Annotated in this window: 11 protein-coding genes; 5 read left to right on the top strand and 6 right to left on the bottom strand. The window is 68.4% G+C overall.

The window, feature by feature from the left end; all coding sequences use genetic code 11:
• Positions 1-144: 144 nt before the first annotated feature.
• The 5 genes from QE392_RS09880 (at position 145) to QE392_RS09860 (ending at position 5,571) form a co-directional block, all read left to right on the top strand.
• Positions 145-1,638: an amino acid permease gene (locus QE392_RS09880; RefSeq protein ID WP_307451160.1), complete on the top strand. Its 1,494-nt coding sequence runs from the start codon at positions 145-147 to the stop codon at positions 1,636-1,638.
• A gap of 171 nt (positions 1,639-1,809) precedes the next feature.
• Positions 1,810-2,868, top strand: coding sequence for a hypothetical protein (locus tag QE392_RS09875; protein WP_307451158.1), 1,059 nt, complete (start codon positions 1,810-1,812; stop codon positions 2,866-2,868).
• The gene (locus QE392_RS09870) at positions 2,865-3,710 is read left to right on the top strand and encodes an ABC transporter ATP-binding protein (protein ID WP_307451155.1); all 846 of its coding nucleotides are present in this window, start codon (positions 2,865-2,867) and stop codon (positions 3,708-3,710) included. Before QE392_RS09875 ends, QE392_RS09870 begins: the two co-directional genes overlap by 4 nt.
• Positions 3,710-5,008, top strand: coding sequence for an ABC transporter permease (locus tag QE392_RS09865; RefSeq protein ID WP_307451153.1), 1,299 nt, complete (start codon positions 3,710-3,712; stop codon positions 5,006-5,008). Before QE392_RS09870 ends, QE392_RS09865 begins: the two co-directional genes overlap by 1 nt.
• Positions 5,009-5,142: 134 nt before the next feature.
• Positions 5,143-5,571, top strand: coding sequence for a VOC family protein (locus QE392_RS09860; protein ID WP_307451149.1), 429 nt, complete (start codon positions 5,143-5,145; stop codon positions 5,569-5,571).
• Between the two features lie 73 nt (positions 5,572-5,644).
• Here QE392_RS09860 and QE392_RS09855 read toward each other — a convergent pair whose 3' ends face one another.
• The 6 genes from QE392_RS09855 to QE392_RS09830 all read right to left on the bottom strand — a co-directional run bounded on the left by QE392_RS09855 (position 5,645) and on the right by QE392_RS09830 (position 14,772).
• Positions 5,645-6,001, bottom strand: coding sequence for an ATP-binding protein (locus QE392_RS09855; RefSeq protein ID WP_307451147.1), 357 nt, complete (start codon positions 5,999-6,001; stop codon positions 5,645-5,647).
• A gap of 40 nt (positions 6,002-6,041) precedes the next feature.
• Complete coding sequence (locus QE392_RS09850) at positions 6,042-6,374, bottom strand: STAS domain-containing protein (RefSeq protein ID WP_307451145.1); 333 nt, start codon at positions 6,372-6,374, stop codon at positions 6,042-6,044.
• A complete protein-coding gene (locus tag QE392_RS09845) occupies positions 6,371-7,561 on the bottom strand; it encodes a PP2C family protein-serine/threonine phosphatase (RefSeq protein ID WP_307451143.1) in 1,191 nt (396 codons plus the stop codon). Before QE392_RS09845 ends, QE392_RS09850 begins: the two co-directional genes overlap by 4 nt.
• Entirely contained in the window at positions 7,558-9,582 is a 2,025-nt protein-coding gene (locus QE392_RS09840; protein ID WP_444875309.1) for a glycosyltransferase, read from the bottom strand. The genes QE392_RS09845 and QE392_RS09840 overlap by 4 nt, the downstream gene beginning before the upstream one ends.
• A gap of 23 nt (positions 9,583-9,605) precedes the next feature.
• Positions 9,606-12,104 carry an OpgC domain-containing protein gene (opgC, locus tag QE392_RS09835; RefSeq protein ID WP_307451141.1) on the bottom strand — a complete coding sequence of 833 codons (2,499 nt, stop codon included), beginning with the start codon at positions 12,102-12,104 and terminating at the stop codon, positions 9,606-9,608.
• A gap of 1,408 nt (positions 12,105-13,512) precedes the next feature.
• A complete protein-coding gene (locus QE392_RS09830) occupies positions 13,513-14,772 on the bottom strand; it encodes an RES domain-containing protein (protein ID WP_307451139.1) in 1,260 nt (419 codons plus the stop codon).
• Between the last annotated feature and the right edge of the window lie 93 nt (positions 14,773-14,865).

The raw sequence follows: 14,865 nt of genomic DNA, 5'->3' as shown, positions 1-14,865 counted from the left end.
TCGGCGAATTGACGCAGACGACATCGACTTTCGTGTCATGGTGTGCACGCGAGGGCGGGCGGATAGGCACGCGGCGCGGGAGCGACTATCCTCCGGGTGTGGTGTCCGCTCCCCGGATGCCACCCGAAACAGAGGAAGCATCGCGTGAGCCTTTTCCGTACCAAGTCGGTGGAACAGTCCATCGCCGACACCGACGAGCCGGAATTCCGACTCAAGAAGTCCTTGACCGCGGTCGACCTCACCGTCTTCGGCGTGGGCGTGGTGATCGGTGCCGGCATCTTCACGCTGACCGGCCGCGCAGCGCATGACGTCGCGGGGCCCGCCGTGGTCATCAGCTTCGTCATCGCCGCCATCGCGTGCGGCCTCGCCGCCATGTGCTATGCCGAGTTCGCCTCGACGGTTCCCGTCTCCGGCTCCGCCTACACCTTCTCGTACGCGTCGCTCGGCGAGCTGTTCGCCTGGATCATCGGGTGGGACCTCATCCTGGAGATGTTCCTGGGCGCGAGTGTCGTGGCGCAGGGATGGAGCGCCTACCTCGGCGCGTTCCTGGGGCAGCTCGGCATCGTGCTGCCCGAGGCGATCTCCTACGGCGGTGTCGTCGATCTGCCCGCGATCCTGCTCGTGCTGGTGCTCGGCGCCCTGATGACGCTCGGCATCAAGGAGTCGCTCCGGGTGAACCTCGTGCTGGTCGCGGTGAAGCTCTTCATCGTCCTGTTCGTCATCATCGCGGGCATCATGTTCATCAACCCGGCCAATTACTCCCCGTTCGTGCCCCCGTCGATGCCGACCGAGTCGGAGACGGGACTGACTCAGCCGTTGCTGCAGTTCCTCTCGGGCCTCGAGCCCGCCACCTTCGGCGTCGGCGGTGTGCTCGCCGGTGCGGCACTGGTGTTCTTCGCCTACATCGGGTTCGACGTCGTGGCCACGACGGCGGAAGAGACCAAGCGGCCGCAGCGCGACCTCCCGATCGGCATCATCGCCTCGCTCGTGATCTGCACCATCCTCTACTGCGCCGTCGCGGTCGTCGTGACGGGCATGGTCCCCTACAGCGAACTGAACCCCTCCGCGGCCCTGGCGAACGCCTTCGCCTTCCACGGACAGACGTGGATGGCCACGGTCATCGCCGCCGGCGCCGTCGCGGGCCTCACCACGGTCGTGCTGACCTTGATGATCGGCGCGACACGCATCATCTTCGCGATGTCCCGCGACCGGCTCCTGCCCGGTGCTCTGGCCAAGGTGCACCCGCGCCTGCGAACGCCGTGGGTCATCTCCATCCTGGTCACTCTGATCGTGGCCGTCGTGGCGGGTCTCACCCCGATCGGCGTGCTCGAGGAGATGGTGAACATCGGAACGCTGTCCGCCTTCGTGCTGGTCTCCGTGGGGGTCCTCGTGCTCCGTCGCAAGCGACCGGATCTCAAGCGGGGCTTCCGGGTGCCGTGGAGCCCGGTGCTGCCGATCCTCTCCGCCCTCATCTGCACCTATCTGATGCTCAACCTGTCGGTGGAGACGTGGCTGCGCTTCCTCATCTGGCTGGCACTCGGCTTCGCCATCTACTTCGCCTACTCGCGCCGTCATTCGAGAGTCGGCTCGGGTGATTTCATCGCCCCGCAGGTGGTCGCTCCCCCGAAGAAGAATTAGGCGCCCCTCGGATGCCACGACTCCCGCCGCCATCGTGTGACCGGGGTCGTGGCATCCGTCGTCCGGGGCGGCCTCTCGCGCGTCACCGGTTGCGGCGAGGCGGGATCGGACACCCGACCCCCCTAGGGTGGGAAGCATTCGCTGACGACGATTTCCGTTCCGGGGGGTTTCATGGGGATCGCACGCACGTGGGTCTTTCCGATCCTGCGTCTTCTTCTCGTGGCCGTGGTGGCGGCCGCCCTCGTCAAGCTGGCGTTCTTCCCGGACCGCCCCGCCGACGCGTCGCCGGCCGTGCCCACGGGCGCGATCGTCGAGCCGCGGACGGTCGCCGCACTGGGCACCATCACCAATGACGTCGTGATCGACGCGACGATCGCCGCCGACGCCGCCGTGCCGATGAAGGCGACCGCCGCGGGCACGGTCAACAAGATCTTCCTCGCGCAGGGCGCGAGCGTGACGCAGGACGACGTGGTGTTCGACGTCAAGGTGCCGATCGAGCGAGACCCGGCCGACAGCGTGGATGAGGAGGGCAAGCCCAAGCCGGCGATCTTCCGCTACGTGGAGGTCACGGCGCCCGCGTCGGGCACGCTCAGCTCCCTCTCGGTGATCGCGGGCCAGGAGGTGACGATCGGCATGACCGTCGGCACCGTGGCCCCGCCCACGTTCTCGGTGACCGGCACGCTCCAACCCGCTCAGCAGTACCGCCTGCTGGACCGTCCGACGGAGGCGACGGTGACGATCACCGGCGGACCGGCGGCGTTCACCTGCGGCACCCTCCGGATCACGACTCCGCTCGCCGGCAGCACCGGCGACGCCTCCGGCACGGGACAGCCCGACGGCAGCGGTGGAGGCGGTACGGCACCGGGCGCGTCCGGCTCCGGGACGACCGCGACCTGCTCCGTGCCGGGCGACGTCACCGTGTTCGCCGGGCTCGCCGCCGAGATGACCATCGCAGGCGGACGCGCCGAGAACGTCCTGGTCGTGCCGACGACCGCCGTGCGCGGAGCCGCGCAGAGCGGCACCGTCTGGGTGACGGCCGCCGACGGATCCACGGCCGAGCGTCCCGTCGCCCTTGGTCTCACCGACGGCACGCAGGTGCAGATCACCCAGGGCCTGAACGAGGGCGATGAGATCCTCGAGTTCGCGCCCGGAGCACTCTCCGTCCCCGACGACGGGTGCACGGTGTATCCCGACGGCTCGATGTTCTGCGACCAGGCCGTCGCGCCGTGAGTCTGCTCAGCCTGCGCGAGGTCACCCGCACGGTGATCCCGCCGGACCAGCCCGCGCTGACGATCCTCTCGGGCGTCGATCTCACGATCGATGCGGGCGACCACGTCTCGATCGTCGGGCGCTCCGGGTCGGGCAAGTCGACTCTGCTGAACATGCTCGGGTTGCTCGATCTGCCGACCAGCGGCGAGATCACCTTCGACGACCGCCCGGTCAAGACGTACTCCGCCGCGAAACGCGACCGTCTGCGCGGAGCCGCGATCGGGTTCGTGTTCCAGCAGTTCAACCTGCTCCCCGGACGCACCGCCCTCGAGAACGTCACGATGCCGCTGCTGTACTCGACGGGCCGCACCTTCTGGCGGCGCAGGAGGATCGCCGCCGAGATGCTCGAGCTCGTGGGTCTCGGGCACCGCCTCAGCAGCCTGCCCGATCGCCTGTCGGGCGGTGAGCAGCAGCGCGTCGCCATCGCCCGGTCGCTGGTGCGCGGCCCGCGTCTGATCCTCGCCGACGAACCCACCGGTGCGCTGGACCTCGACACCGGCCAGAGCGTCATGGACCTCATCGACGACGTCGCCACCCGCACGGGAGCAGCTCAGGTGACGATCACGCACGACCCGATGATCGCTCGACGCGCCCGCCGTCACTTCCGGCTCGAGCGGGGCGTGCTCACACCCGTCGACGACCCGAGCCTCGAACCGCTCACGCGTCGGAATCGGCGCGAGACGGCTCCGGATGCCGAGGCGAACGGCGCCGCCGCGACGGACGACGCCCTCGCCGACCTCGGCTTCGCCGACCTCTCCACGCCGGCCACGACGTCCGCGCCGTCCGACCGGACGGTCGACTGATGCGCGCCCTCACCGCACTGGTCGGCGCGCTCCTCGAGGCCTGGCAGGAAGTGCGCGTGCACCGCACGCGCGTGCTGCTCTCCCTCGTCGGCGTCGCCGTCGCCGTGTGCTCGCTCACCACCGTCGTCGCCCTGGGCGCGATCGTGCAGCAGTCGACGATGGAGCTCAGCGAGCGCAGCTCCGGCCGGCCCGCCACCCTGGTCGTCTCGATGTACGGCGGCGGCGGCGATGCATTGGATCCGGCGCGGGTGGATGCCGCATGGGCCGAGGTCGTCGACCGCTACGGGGTCACGTATGCGAGCCGTGTGCAGAACACGACGCAGGTCGTGCCGTTCCCCGACGGTCTCGTGGACGTGGGGACGCAGGCCGTCGACCAGCCCTACGGGGAGATGCACCGGGTGCAGATGCGCGAGGGCGAGTGGTTCACCCCCCTCGATGCGCAGCAGCTCGCCCCGCAGATCATCGTCAATGAGGTGTTCTGGGATCGTATGGGGCGGCCTCCGCTGTCGACCCACCCGGTGGTCGCACTCGGCGGACAGGGCGTGCCGAACTCGGCATCCGGAATCCCCTCCGGGGGCGTGCGCGCTGTCGTCGTCGGCGTCACCCCGTCGCCGACGTGGGACACGATGCCCTCGATGTTCATGCTGGCCGATCACGCGAAGGCGATCGAGGATGCCGCGACCGGCGAGCGCGGGACGAGCGCCGCCGCCGCACCGGATCCGTACGGCGGCGGGTACGGTCCGCAGACGCAGTACGAGATGTGGGTCCCGCCGGAGCTGTCCGAGCAGTTGACCGGTCTGGTCCAGCGCGACCTCGTCGGCGCCCTCGGGGAGGGCTCCCAGGTCGACATCAACCGGCAGGACTGGGCCACCTACGGTGAGGACCCCTTCGCCGTCACCCGCAACGTCGTCATCGGCATCGCGGTCCTCGTGCTGCTGCTCGGCGCCCTCGGGCTGGTGAACATCGCCCTCGTGACGGTCAAGCAGCGCGTGCGCGAGATCGGCATCCGTCGCAGCTTCGGAGCGACGGCGAGTCGGGTCTTCTTCGCCGTGATGATGGAGAGCGTCGTCGCGACGGTCGTCGCCGGCGGAGTGGGTGTGATCGTGTCGATCCTGGTGGTGCAATCCCCCGCGGTCCGCGACCTCGTCGGCCAGGGCATGGTCAGCGACTTCCCGCCCTTCCCGGTGGATGCGGCGATCACCGGCCTGGTCGCTGCGACCGTCGTCGGCGCGCTCGCGGGACTGCTCCCCGCGCTCGTCGCCGTGCGGGTGAAGGTGATCGACGCGATCCGCTACTGACGCTCTCCTCCCACGCGAAGCGCCGGCCGTGCGGGCCGTTTCGGGCGGCCGGTCCCGGCATCACCGAGCTCTGGCGGCCCGGCGCAGCCCGGTCTAGGGTTAGGGCGAACCGTCCCCGTTCGAAGGATGCCGCCATGTCGACCTCACTCGTCGTGTACATCTCGTTCAGCGGCGCCGCCCGCGAGGCGATGACCTTCTACCAGACGGTCTTCGGGGGTGAGCTCGCCATCCACACGTTCGCGGACTTCGGTGTCAGCGACGCCCCTGCGGAGGGGGTCATGCATTCGGAGCTGCGCGCGGACGGATTCACCGTCATGGGCGCCGACGCCTTCGGCGAACCTGCCGCTGGGTGGGGAAAGGGCCGGGTGCAGGCGGCCTTCATGAGCGATGAGACCGACCGCGTCCGGGGCTTCTACGACCGGTTCGTCGAGCGCGGCGCCGAGGTGGTCACGCCGCTCGAGAAGCAGGTGTGGGGCGACCTCTACGGCGAGGTGACCGACCCGTGGGGCGTGGCCTGGATGTTCAACATCGCCGCTCCCGGAGGGTGGGCCGAGGGCGACTGAGCCCCGCCGCGCGCCCGTTCCCCGCGGCCGCGGCCCGACTGCTCGTCGGCCGGCGTCGGTGCTGACCCCCGCGTCATCCGAGGTGGCGGACCAGCCTCCAGACGTTGCCCCCGCGGCGTTCGACCGAGAGTTCGTCGCAGACGGCCGCCGCGAGAGCGAGTCCGCGGCCCGACTCGGCGAGCGCGTCGACCATGGTCTGAGCGGTCGGGTCGAAGTCGACGGGCGGCGCATCGTCGCGCAGCGTCGCGCGCAGCGCCTCCCCCGCCGACAGCTCGACGGCCAGCTTCACATCCTCGTCGCCGCGCGCGCCGTGCACCGCGATGTTGGTCGCGATCTCGATCACCGCCAGGGAGAACAGGCTGAGGTCGGCCTCCGGGATGTCGGGGGCCCGGGTGGCGAGTTCGGACAGAGCGTCGTGGAGGGTCTCCACGAAAGGTAGTGTCGCCACCCCTTCACGGGTGACGACATTGTCAGGAGCCATCGAAGGCTCGCTCAGCGTCGGGGTACATCGCCAGTACCTTATCGAGGTTGGTCAGTCGCAGCACCTGCTTCACCTGGTCGCCCGCGGCCGCGATGCGAAGGTCGCCCCCTGCGACGCGGGTGGCCTTCAGCGCCCCGATCAGGGCGCCGAGACCCGAGGAGTCGATGAAGTCGACCTTCGCGAGGTCGACCGCGACGTTCGTGCGCCCCGCGGCGACGAGATCGGCGACCTCGTTGCGAAGCTGCGGGGCGACGGCTGCCGTGAGGCGACCTTCGATCTCCAGCACCACCGCGTGGGTGAGGTCTCGTCGTTCGATGTTCATGCCGTTCCTTTCTCGGTGGAGGCGTTGGTGCGCTCCACCACCAGCAGGGTCAGATCGTCGGGGTCGCTCGTCTGCCGGGTGAGCCGCGCGGCCTCGTCGAGGGCACCCTCGATCCCGCGCTCCCGGATGACGCGGAGAACGTGCCCGAGCGGGTCGTGGGGATCGAGGACGTCGAGCAGTCCGTCGCTGCAGACCATGAAGATGTCGCCCGGCGCGAGCTGCACCTGCGACGACGCACGCGCCTCCTGAAGGCCCATGCCGAGGGGAACGCCCGTGGACGTCAGGTGCTCCCACGTGTCGTCGGCGCGCAGGACGTAGCCGAGACTGTGGCCGGCGTCGACGAAGCGCATCGATCCGCTCCCCGGGTCGAGCTCGGCGTGGAACGCGGTGACGAACGTGCCGAGGTCCTCAAGATCGGCGCTGAGCAAACGATCGGCTTCGCGGATTGTCTCCAGCAGATCACGGCCGGGCTCGGTCCGCAGTGAGGCCCGCAGGCCCGCGGCGAGGAGCGAGGGGGCGTGTCCCTTGCCCATCACGTCGGCCAGGGTGAATCGTACGCGTGAACCGACGGAGTACCAGTCGTAGAAGTCGCCCGCGATCAGCCCCGCGGGGATCGTGACGGCCGCGACCTTGTACCCGGCCATGTCGGCCGAGGCCCGCGGACGGAGCATGCGCTGCATGCTCGACGCGTCATCGATCTCGTTCTGCCGCAGGATCTCGGACTGCACCCAGCTCGCCAGGTCCTGCAGCAGGGTCGTCTCGCGCTCGTCGAGCACGCGCGGCCGGGTGTCCATGAGGCACAGCGTGCCGATTCGTTCGCCCGGTCCCGCCTGCAGGGGGTGGCCCGCGTAGAAGCGCAGGTGCGGCTCGCCCTCGACGAACGGATTGGCCGCCCACCGTTCGTCGACACTCGCGTCGGGGATGACCACCGTGCGCCCCTCGCGCACCGTGAAGTCGCAGAACGCGTCCTGCCGCGGCGCTTCGCGCCCGCCGAGGCCGATCTCGGACTTGCGCCACTGTCGATCGCGGTCGAGCAGCGTCACACTGACCATGGGCACCGCGAACATCTCCTGGGCGATGCGGGTGATGCGGTCGAAACGTTCGTCGCGGGGCGTATCCAGGATGCCGAGCGCTTCGACCGCGATCTGACTCGCGACGTCGTCGAAGGGTGCGGGGTGAATCGTCATCGGGAGGCCTTCCTGCGAGGATTCCGGGCGTGATCGGCGAGGCGCTCCGCCTCGGCGACGGGGTCGTACCCCTTGAAGGTCGCCGCCTGGAACAGCACGCTCAGCACGACGAGGTCGTAGACGGCCCATGCGATGTTGACCGCGGTGCCCACCGGCTCGGCCCCGTCGACGAACAACCGGATGCATCCCGCGATGATGGCGAGCACGAGCAGCACCATCACGACCAGCTGGGTCTTGATGAGGTGCCACTGCGGTCCGTCGTTGCTCGGACGCGTCTTGGGGGTCACGGCGAAGCCCAGCGGGATGCGCAGCACGACGTTGTTGAACGCCGTCGAGCACGCCTTCAGCCACACCGGGAAGAGGGCGAGACTGTACTGCTGCCCTCGCCAGGTGGGCGCGCCCTTCGCCGCGATCACGAACAGGAGCTGGTTCACGATCATGAAGGGGATGAACCGGGCGAAGAACTCGACGGCGTACGCGTGCACGGGGAGGATTCCGAGCACGAGGAAGATGATCGGCGCGGCGAAGTAGACGACCGCGGCGTACCCCGACAGGTAGCTCCACATCGTGGCGAAGTACATCAGCCGCTGCGGAAGCGACATGCCCCACTGCACGAGCGGGTTCTCGCGCAGGAGCACCTGCATGGTCCCCTGCGCCCAGCGCAGACGCTGGGTGAGCATCGTTCCGAGGTCCTCGGGCGCGAGGCCGTCGGCGAGCAGTTCGTGGTGGTAGACGCTCTTCCACCCCATTCCGTGCATGCGCATGGAGGTGGCCATGTCCTCGGTCACCGAGATGGTCGCCAGCGGCATGACCGGCTGCGCCTCGGCGGCGCGGTCCACGCCGATGGTGCGAAGCACCGCCTGGACCGCTTCGAGCGCGTTCAGGGGTGACAGCTCCCGCGTCGAGAGGGCACTGACCGCCTGTTCGACGTCGAACGCCTGCTCCTCCGGCGTCGCACCGGCGCCCCCGGGTCCGGCGAGCGCCGCCAGCTCGCGCAGGTCGGCGTCGATCCCCGCGACATCGGAGGCCACGATCGATTGCGTCGCGGCATCCACCCTCCGATGCAGGCGATAGGTCACCTCTCCCAGAGGCTGGCGCGAGCGCAGTGCCTCCCGGGCGTCCCGCACCGCATCGGCGACGTCGTCGAGCGCCGTGGCAACGGCCGGATCGGATGCCGCGGGGTGCGTTCGCGCCTTCTCGATGACCCGCCCCGCGCTGCGCAAGGCGGTGACGACCGAGCGGTCGAGTTCGCGCACGTACCCCACGATGCCGAGCTGCATGAGGGCCTCGCGGCGGAGGATCGCGTTCGATCCGCAGAAGAACGCGGCGTTCCAGCCGTCCTTGCCCTGCTGGATCGGACCGTAGAACAGCGGTGCCTGACTGCCGAGCGGGTCGCCGGTGGCGACGTTGCTGAAGATCTGCGGGGTCTGCACGAGCGCGACCAGAGGATCGGTGAAATAGCCGAGCGTGCGGTCGAGGATCTCGGGGCGCGGGATCATGTCGGCATCCAGGATGAGGATGAACTCGCCGTCGGTGATCTGCAGGGCGTTGTTGATGTTGCCGGCTTTGGCGTGCCGGGGCCGGTCGTCCCACTCGGAGCCCCGGGAGATGTAACCGATGCCCGCCGCCTCCGCCTGCTCGCGCATGTCCTCGCGCGAACCATCGTCGAGGATCCACGTGCGGTGCGGATAGCGGATGCGCTGCGCGGCGAGCGCGGTCGTCATCACCAGGTCGACGGGTTCGTTGTAGGTGGCGATGAAGACGTCGACCCCGAGGCCCTCGGGCGGCGCGGGCGGCGCGGGACGGCCCCGCGCCTTCCACATCATCATTCCGAACAGGCACACATCGATCAGGCTGTAGGTCTCGGCGACGATGAGGGGCACGGCGATCCACCAGGCGTCCCAGTTGAGCGAGAAGAACCAGCGCCAGGTGACGTAGTTGACGCCGAGCAGGATCGTCAGCACCACGACGATGCGCATGAGCAGCAGACGTCGCTCGCTGATGCGGGTGTCTTCCGGCATCCGGTCGTTCTCGTCCGACGCATTCATCGCGGCACCACCCCGAAGAGGAATCGCGTTCGCACCATGACCCAGAGCAGGGCGAGGACCAGCACGTTCGCGAGCGTGTTGTACAGGAGATTGCCCTGGTTCAGCACCGGGATGCTGGCGACCGCCAGAGCGAAGAAGACGTGCATGATGAAGACGTAGAGGGTCGCTTCGCCGAGCGGCACGAGGAATCGGCCCGCGACCGTCGAGATCGGCTTCCAGTACGCCGTGAGCAGCGCGTACACGACGACGACCACGACCAGCACGTTCAGCAGGCGACCGGGCGCGAGGTAGGTGCGCTCGAAGAACGCGGCGTACACGTCTCGGAAGGTGTTGTCGGACACCAGGCTCAGACGCGGATCTCCCGGAGCCGGGCTGTAGGGGTTGTTCCAGGAGAACAGCATCAGCGCGACCGCGACCGCCACCAGGGCGATGAGCACGATCCGTCCGACGCTCGTGCTGAACCAGGCGAGCAGTTCCCGGCGGTGGAATCCCGCGACCATGCCCACCACGAAGAGCAGCTGCCACACGAGGAGCGGGAACGAGTCCTCGAACTGCGACGGGAGCAGGCGGACCCTCGTGGTGTACCCGATGACGTAGAGCGTCGCGCTCACGCCCAGCACCCACGGCCACCACCGACGTCCCAGAGCCCAGAGCACCAGCGGCGAGAGCAGCAGCAGGATGACGTACAGACCCATGACGTTGAACTGCCACGGTCCCATGCGCAGAAGCAGGAAATCGACGACGACCTGCGGATCCACGGGGTACTGCAGGAGCCGGTCGGCTCCGGCGTAGAGGTCGTACACCCGGCCTGTCGCACCGGGACCGGCCGCCCCCGTGCCCTGGTCGGTGAAGGTCGTCACCGCCTGGCCACGCAGAAAGGGGATCAGGGCGAGGAAGAAGACGAGGACGACCACCGCCAGGGCTGTGCGGTACAGCTTCGCCGATCGGCCGAACGTGCGGATGACGACCTCGCCGATCCCGCCGGACACCAGTTTGGGGCGGTACACCAGCCCCAGCACCAGGCCCGAGAGGAGCACGAACAGCTCGGCGCCCGAGACGACGCCGAGGAACTCCTGCGTGCCGATCTGGAGGAAGCTCATCAGGCCCAGGTGGTTGACCACGACGAACACGATCGCCAGACCGCGGAAGAGATCGATGCGCGCGTCTCGCGAGGGGATGCCGGCGTACCGCCACCGCTGCGCGCGGGGCGATCCGCGCACGGCGAAGATCACGAGTGCCGCGGCCAGAGCCGCGACGATCGCCGCGACCGCCCAGCTCACCGCACCGCTCGCCTGCGACGTGGCCGCTGACGCACCCGACCGATCTCGAACCGGACCGAGCACCAGCTCCGAGGTACGGAGATCGTCCACGAACGTCGAACGCACCTCGTCGGAGGTCAGTGTCACCGACCAGTCGATGACCGTCTCACCGACGACGCCTCGCGTGGTGGCCGTCTCCTGCCAGATGACCGCACCGAGATCGTCGACCTGCCCCGATCCGACCGCCGCCATGATCTGGCGCCACCAGGCCGACTTCACCTCGAGCTCGCCGGGCCCGCCGGCGCTGGAGCTGTAGAAGGCGGCCGTCTGGATCAGGAGGGGTCGCTCGGCCGAGGCGTAGGCGCCGGAGAAGTCGGGGGCGCCGGAGAAGTCGGTCCCGGTGAGGCGCGAGACGAAGTCGTCGGGCCCGGGCACGACGTTGCGCGCCCCCTGTCCGCCAGTCGCGTCGAAGTAGAGCGACAGTCCCACGGCATCCACCGATGCGTCGCCGGGGTAGTACGGAGCGTAGGGATCGTCGCCGCCGGTCAGGACCCCGTCGCCGTCGGTGTCCGCTCCGTCTGCTGCGGCGGGCGCGTCGCCGCGGAAGGGATAGTCGCCGCCCCAGAACGGCGACCAGACGACGGCCGCGCGCGGGAGCCGCTCGTGCACCACGTCGGCGAACGTCTGGAACGCCGCGCGGTAGGCGTCGGGTCGCTGCCCCCACGGCGCCCACGTGGTGTTCATGTCGGGCGCGAAGCTGAGGTAGACGGACGCACCGGCGGGACGGGCCACCTCCTCCAGCGCGTCGACGAACTCCTGAGCCTGGGCCTCCCCCAGATCGGCCAGGGGCATCGTGGGCCGAAGTGTCACCAGCGGGATCGATCCGGCGGCGGCCGTCTGCTGGAAGAACCCGGCGAGATAGGTGCGCTCCGCGTCCGTGAGCGGGTACGGCACTTCTCGTTGGTAGAGCGCGCTGGGAGACCCGAGCCGGTCGGCTTGGTCGGCCACGCTGTCGCTCCCCCAATCGAGGATGGACCCGAAGTACGCCCCGGATGCCGGAACGAGGTCGTCGGACGGGCCGCGCGTCGTCGCCGCAGCTGGCGTGACGCCGACCGTCAGCGCGACAAGGAGCGCGACGAGCAGGCTCGCGACGGCCTTCGCGACGCGAACCGACCGGCTCAGGTGACCGTTCGTCCGCCGGCGATGCGCTTTTATGCGGCGTCTATCTCTGCCCACAAAAGGACATTATCGAAATCATGTGGCCGTCTCGTTTCTTGTGCGCGACGAGGACACAAGCGGCGCACTCCTACCGGGCCTTGGGCACCGTGAGTCGGGCGCCGGGTCTCGAGGGCCGCAGTGATTTCCACAGCGCGAGCCCGAGGACGACAGCGACGGAACACCCCGTGAAAGCCGCGCAATTCTCGGAATCATCGGCCACCAGGGAGAAGCGATGGGGTCGCGCTTGCCGAGGCCCCGGCCGGCATCACGAGCGTGATCCCCTCCTCCACGTCGGCCCGGCTTCACTTGCTCCGTTTACCGCCGTCTTTTTGGAGGACGTCGGGACTTCTTCGCTCAGTGGTTTATTGGTGCGCATTACGTACCGCACGACGGCGAAGCGCCGCTCATTGATCGGGCCATTTCTCGCTCCTCGCAACAGATCGTGAGGCGGGAGGCGGGAGCGGATGCTCGCCCATCCCGCTTGACGGCGTTCGAGAGCCTTCCGCAGTCGAGACATCCCCGAAAAGCCCCTTGGACGCCCGGGTCTTCGTGACGGGGCCGGCAGGAAAGGCGCCTCGACGGAGAGGACGCCCCGTCGATGCTCGGAGCGGCCCGAAAGGGCCGCGTAGCGAAACGCCCCGCCGGGTGAAGAAGAACCCGGCGCGCGCGCGTCGGCGTGGCGAGATGCGGCTGCCCCTATCCCATCGTGACCCCGGGGCCATCTCTGGCGCCCCGGGGCCACTTCCACCGCCCCCACGCGGCCCGCGCCGCGGCGCCCACGCGACCAACCACCCGGCGCCGCCGGCGCGGTGGGCACCGAGCAGCCGCGCATCCGCGCACGGTGTCGAACGCGCCGCGATGAGAACCTCCAGAAACACGAACGGCGCCTCGCTGAGGCGCCGTTCTCGGTGGTGTTCCGCGGGAGAACCCGCGTGGTGGACCTACTGCACGCTTACTCCAAACATTGCGACGGTCACCCTCCTTCAGAGCTCGTATTGAAGGCTGCGCAGTCCCGGAGACCGAAGCAAGCAGCACCGCGAGCCCGATCCGCCCGTCAGCTCCGCCCTTCCGAGATAGATGAGCTGGTCGCGCGTTACCTCGAAGTCGGCAACGTGGCTGATGTGGCCCGCCAGTTCGGCGTCACGCGGCAGACAGTGGGTACCCACCTCGCCTCCCGTGGGATTGAGACGGTTCGCCGCATGAGCGAGGCAAACATCACGGTCGCTGCGGCACTGTACGGCGAGGGGAAGTCCGCCGCCGCGATCGGGCGCAGGTTGGGATTCGATCCGCAGACCGTGCTCAACGGACTACGCAGCGTTGACGTCCCCATCCGTGAGCGTCGGGGATACAGCCGGACTACAAGCCACGCTTGATACCAGCAGTTCGCATGCCCCTCGCGTTGCAGGCAGTTGCATCCCCGCAAGGTCTAGAGTGCCGTCACGCGAACATTCCGCGACACTTTGTGCAGTGTCACATCGCCTCTTGCCAACACAAAAGTGGGCGCGACGCGTGGGCCGAATGTGGTCCGCCACAGGCTGCTGTGTTCTTTCTGTTCCTTCTCGGATGGCGGCTCAGTCGCGAAATCTTCGCCAGGTCCGAAAAAGAGCGCGTAGTTCTTGCCACCCTTCGCCGCATGGCTAGGGAAGGCGATGCCGTCGATGGGGCGTGGAGCGAGCCACCTCAGGGCTTCTGTCATCACCTGCGTAGGCGCGTAGGAGACAGCCTGCGAGTCATCCTGGTAGACGCCAGCGGTGATGGCGTCAACAAACGCATCCACGAATCGTGTGAACGAGAAGCGCTGGCGCGCTGCGTGCTCGAACACGGACGGTATGACCGGCGTCCGGGTGAAATCCAGGATCCGCAGGTCACGTTGTGTGACGAAGCGGCCCACAATCGCTTCGTCGTTCTTACCGTCGTGGAGAGCCACCTCGGCGACCGTTGTACGGATGGAGTCTCCAGCGTAGAGATACGGAATCCCCTGCGCCTGCATCCGACCTGCGGCGGCTTTCTCGATGGGGGCCGGTCCGAGGTTCTTGCTCAGCTCGTCGTCGATGTCGCGCCGGGTCTTGCGCGCGTCGCGCTCCATGCGTCCCCGATACAAGGGAGTGCCGGCGGGCAGTGTCGTCACCATTCGGGTTTGCTTGTCGGCGTAGACGAGCACGCTCTCCAAGAATCGCGCCAACCGTCCTGGAGGTTCTGTGTCGATGCCGGGTCGGCCGGAGTAGCCAATAAACACGAACCTCGACTCATGCTTGACAGTCTGCGCGAACTGTTCCCATCCGAATGTCAGGTCGTCTTCCAGCCGTGCAGGTATCCATGACTCCGGTGTGCTGATGGCTTCGCTGAGGGCGTCAACGACATCGTCAACTACCAAGGGGTCAATCGCGCGGCTCACGCAGTCCCACACGACATCAGTTGTCTCCAAGCCGGATTCGTAGACCTCATTGTCGAAAACCGACGCGTTGTCGAAGCTGTCATACAACCAAAGCGCCACTTCGTATACGCGGTCGCCAATCGAATCCAACGGCACAGCAAACGGAGGCTCATCTGCGCGCACGGACCGCCCACAGAAGGAGCACGCCAGCTCGGAAACATCTGGCTCAACCTGGTGTCGCAGCACAGGGTCAGTCACGTGCTCGACACACATTGTCTTCGATGACCCCGTGTAACCCTCGGCGAACTCCACGAGCCGATGGTACCGGCCCCCGACCCGCGCTTAGCGGGGGCCTGATTGCCCGAACCGATTCCGTGTGACCTGGACCGCTGAGCGCAGTCGGAA

Source organism: Microbacterium proteolyticum, assembly GCF_030818075.1.
Classification (GTDB): domain Bacteria; phylum Actinomycetota; class Actinomycetes; order Actinomycetales; family Microbacteriaceae; genus Microbacterium; species Microbacterium proteolyticum_A.
Note: the sequence above shows the minus strand (reverse complement) of the source record. Positions and strands in the feature narration are given on the sequence as shown.

What these genes read in the sequence shown, in the direction of transcription:
- QE392_RS09865 (WP_307451153.1), top strand. Translation starts at nt 3,710, where the DNA reads ATGCGCGCCCTCACCGCACTGGTCGGCGCGCTCCTCGAGGCCTGGCAG.
- QE392_RS09850 (WP_307451145.1), bottom strand. Translation starts at nt 6,374, where the DNA reads ATGAACATCGAACGACGAGACCTCACCCACGCGGTGGTGCTGGAGATC.
- QE392_RS09845 (WP_307451143.1), bottom strand. Translation starts at nt 7,561, where the DNA reads ATGACGATTCACCCCGCACCCTTCGACGACGTCGCGAGTCAGATCGCG.
- QE392_RS09840 (WP_444875309.1), bottom strand. Translation starts at nt 9,582, where the DNA reads ATGCCGGAAGACACCCGCATCAGCGAGCGACGTCTGCTGCTCATGCGC.
- QE392_RS09860 (WP_307451149.1), top strand. Translation starts at nt 5,143, where the DNA reads ATGTCGACCTCACTCGTCGTGTACATCTCGTTCAGCGGCGCCGCCCGC.
- QE392_RS09875 (WP_307451158.1), top strand. Translation starts at nt 1,810, where the DNA reads ATGGGGATCGCACGCACGTGGGTCTTTCCGATCCTGCGTCTTCTTCTC.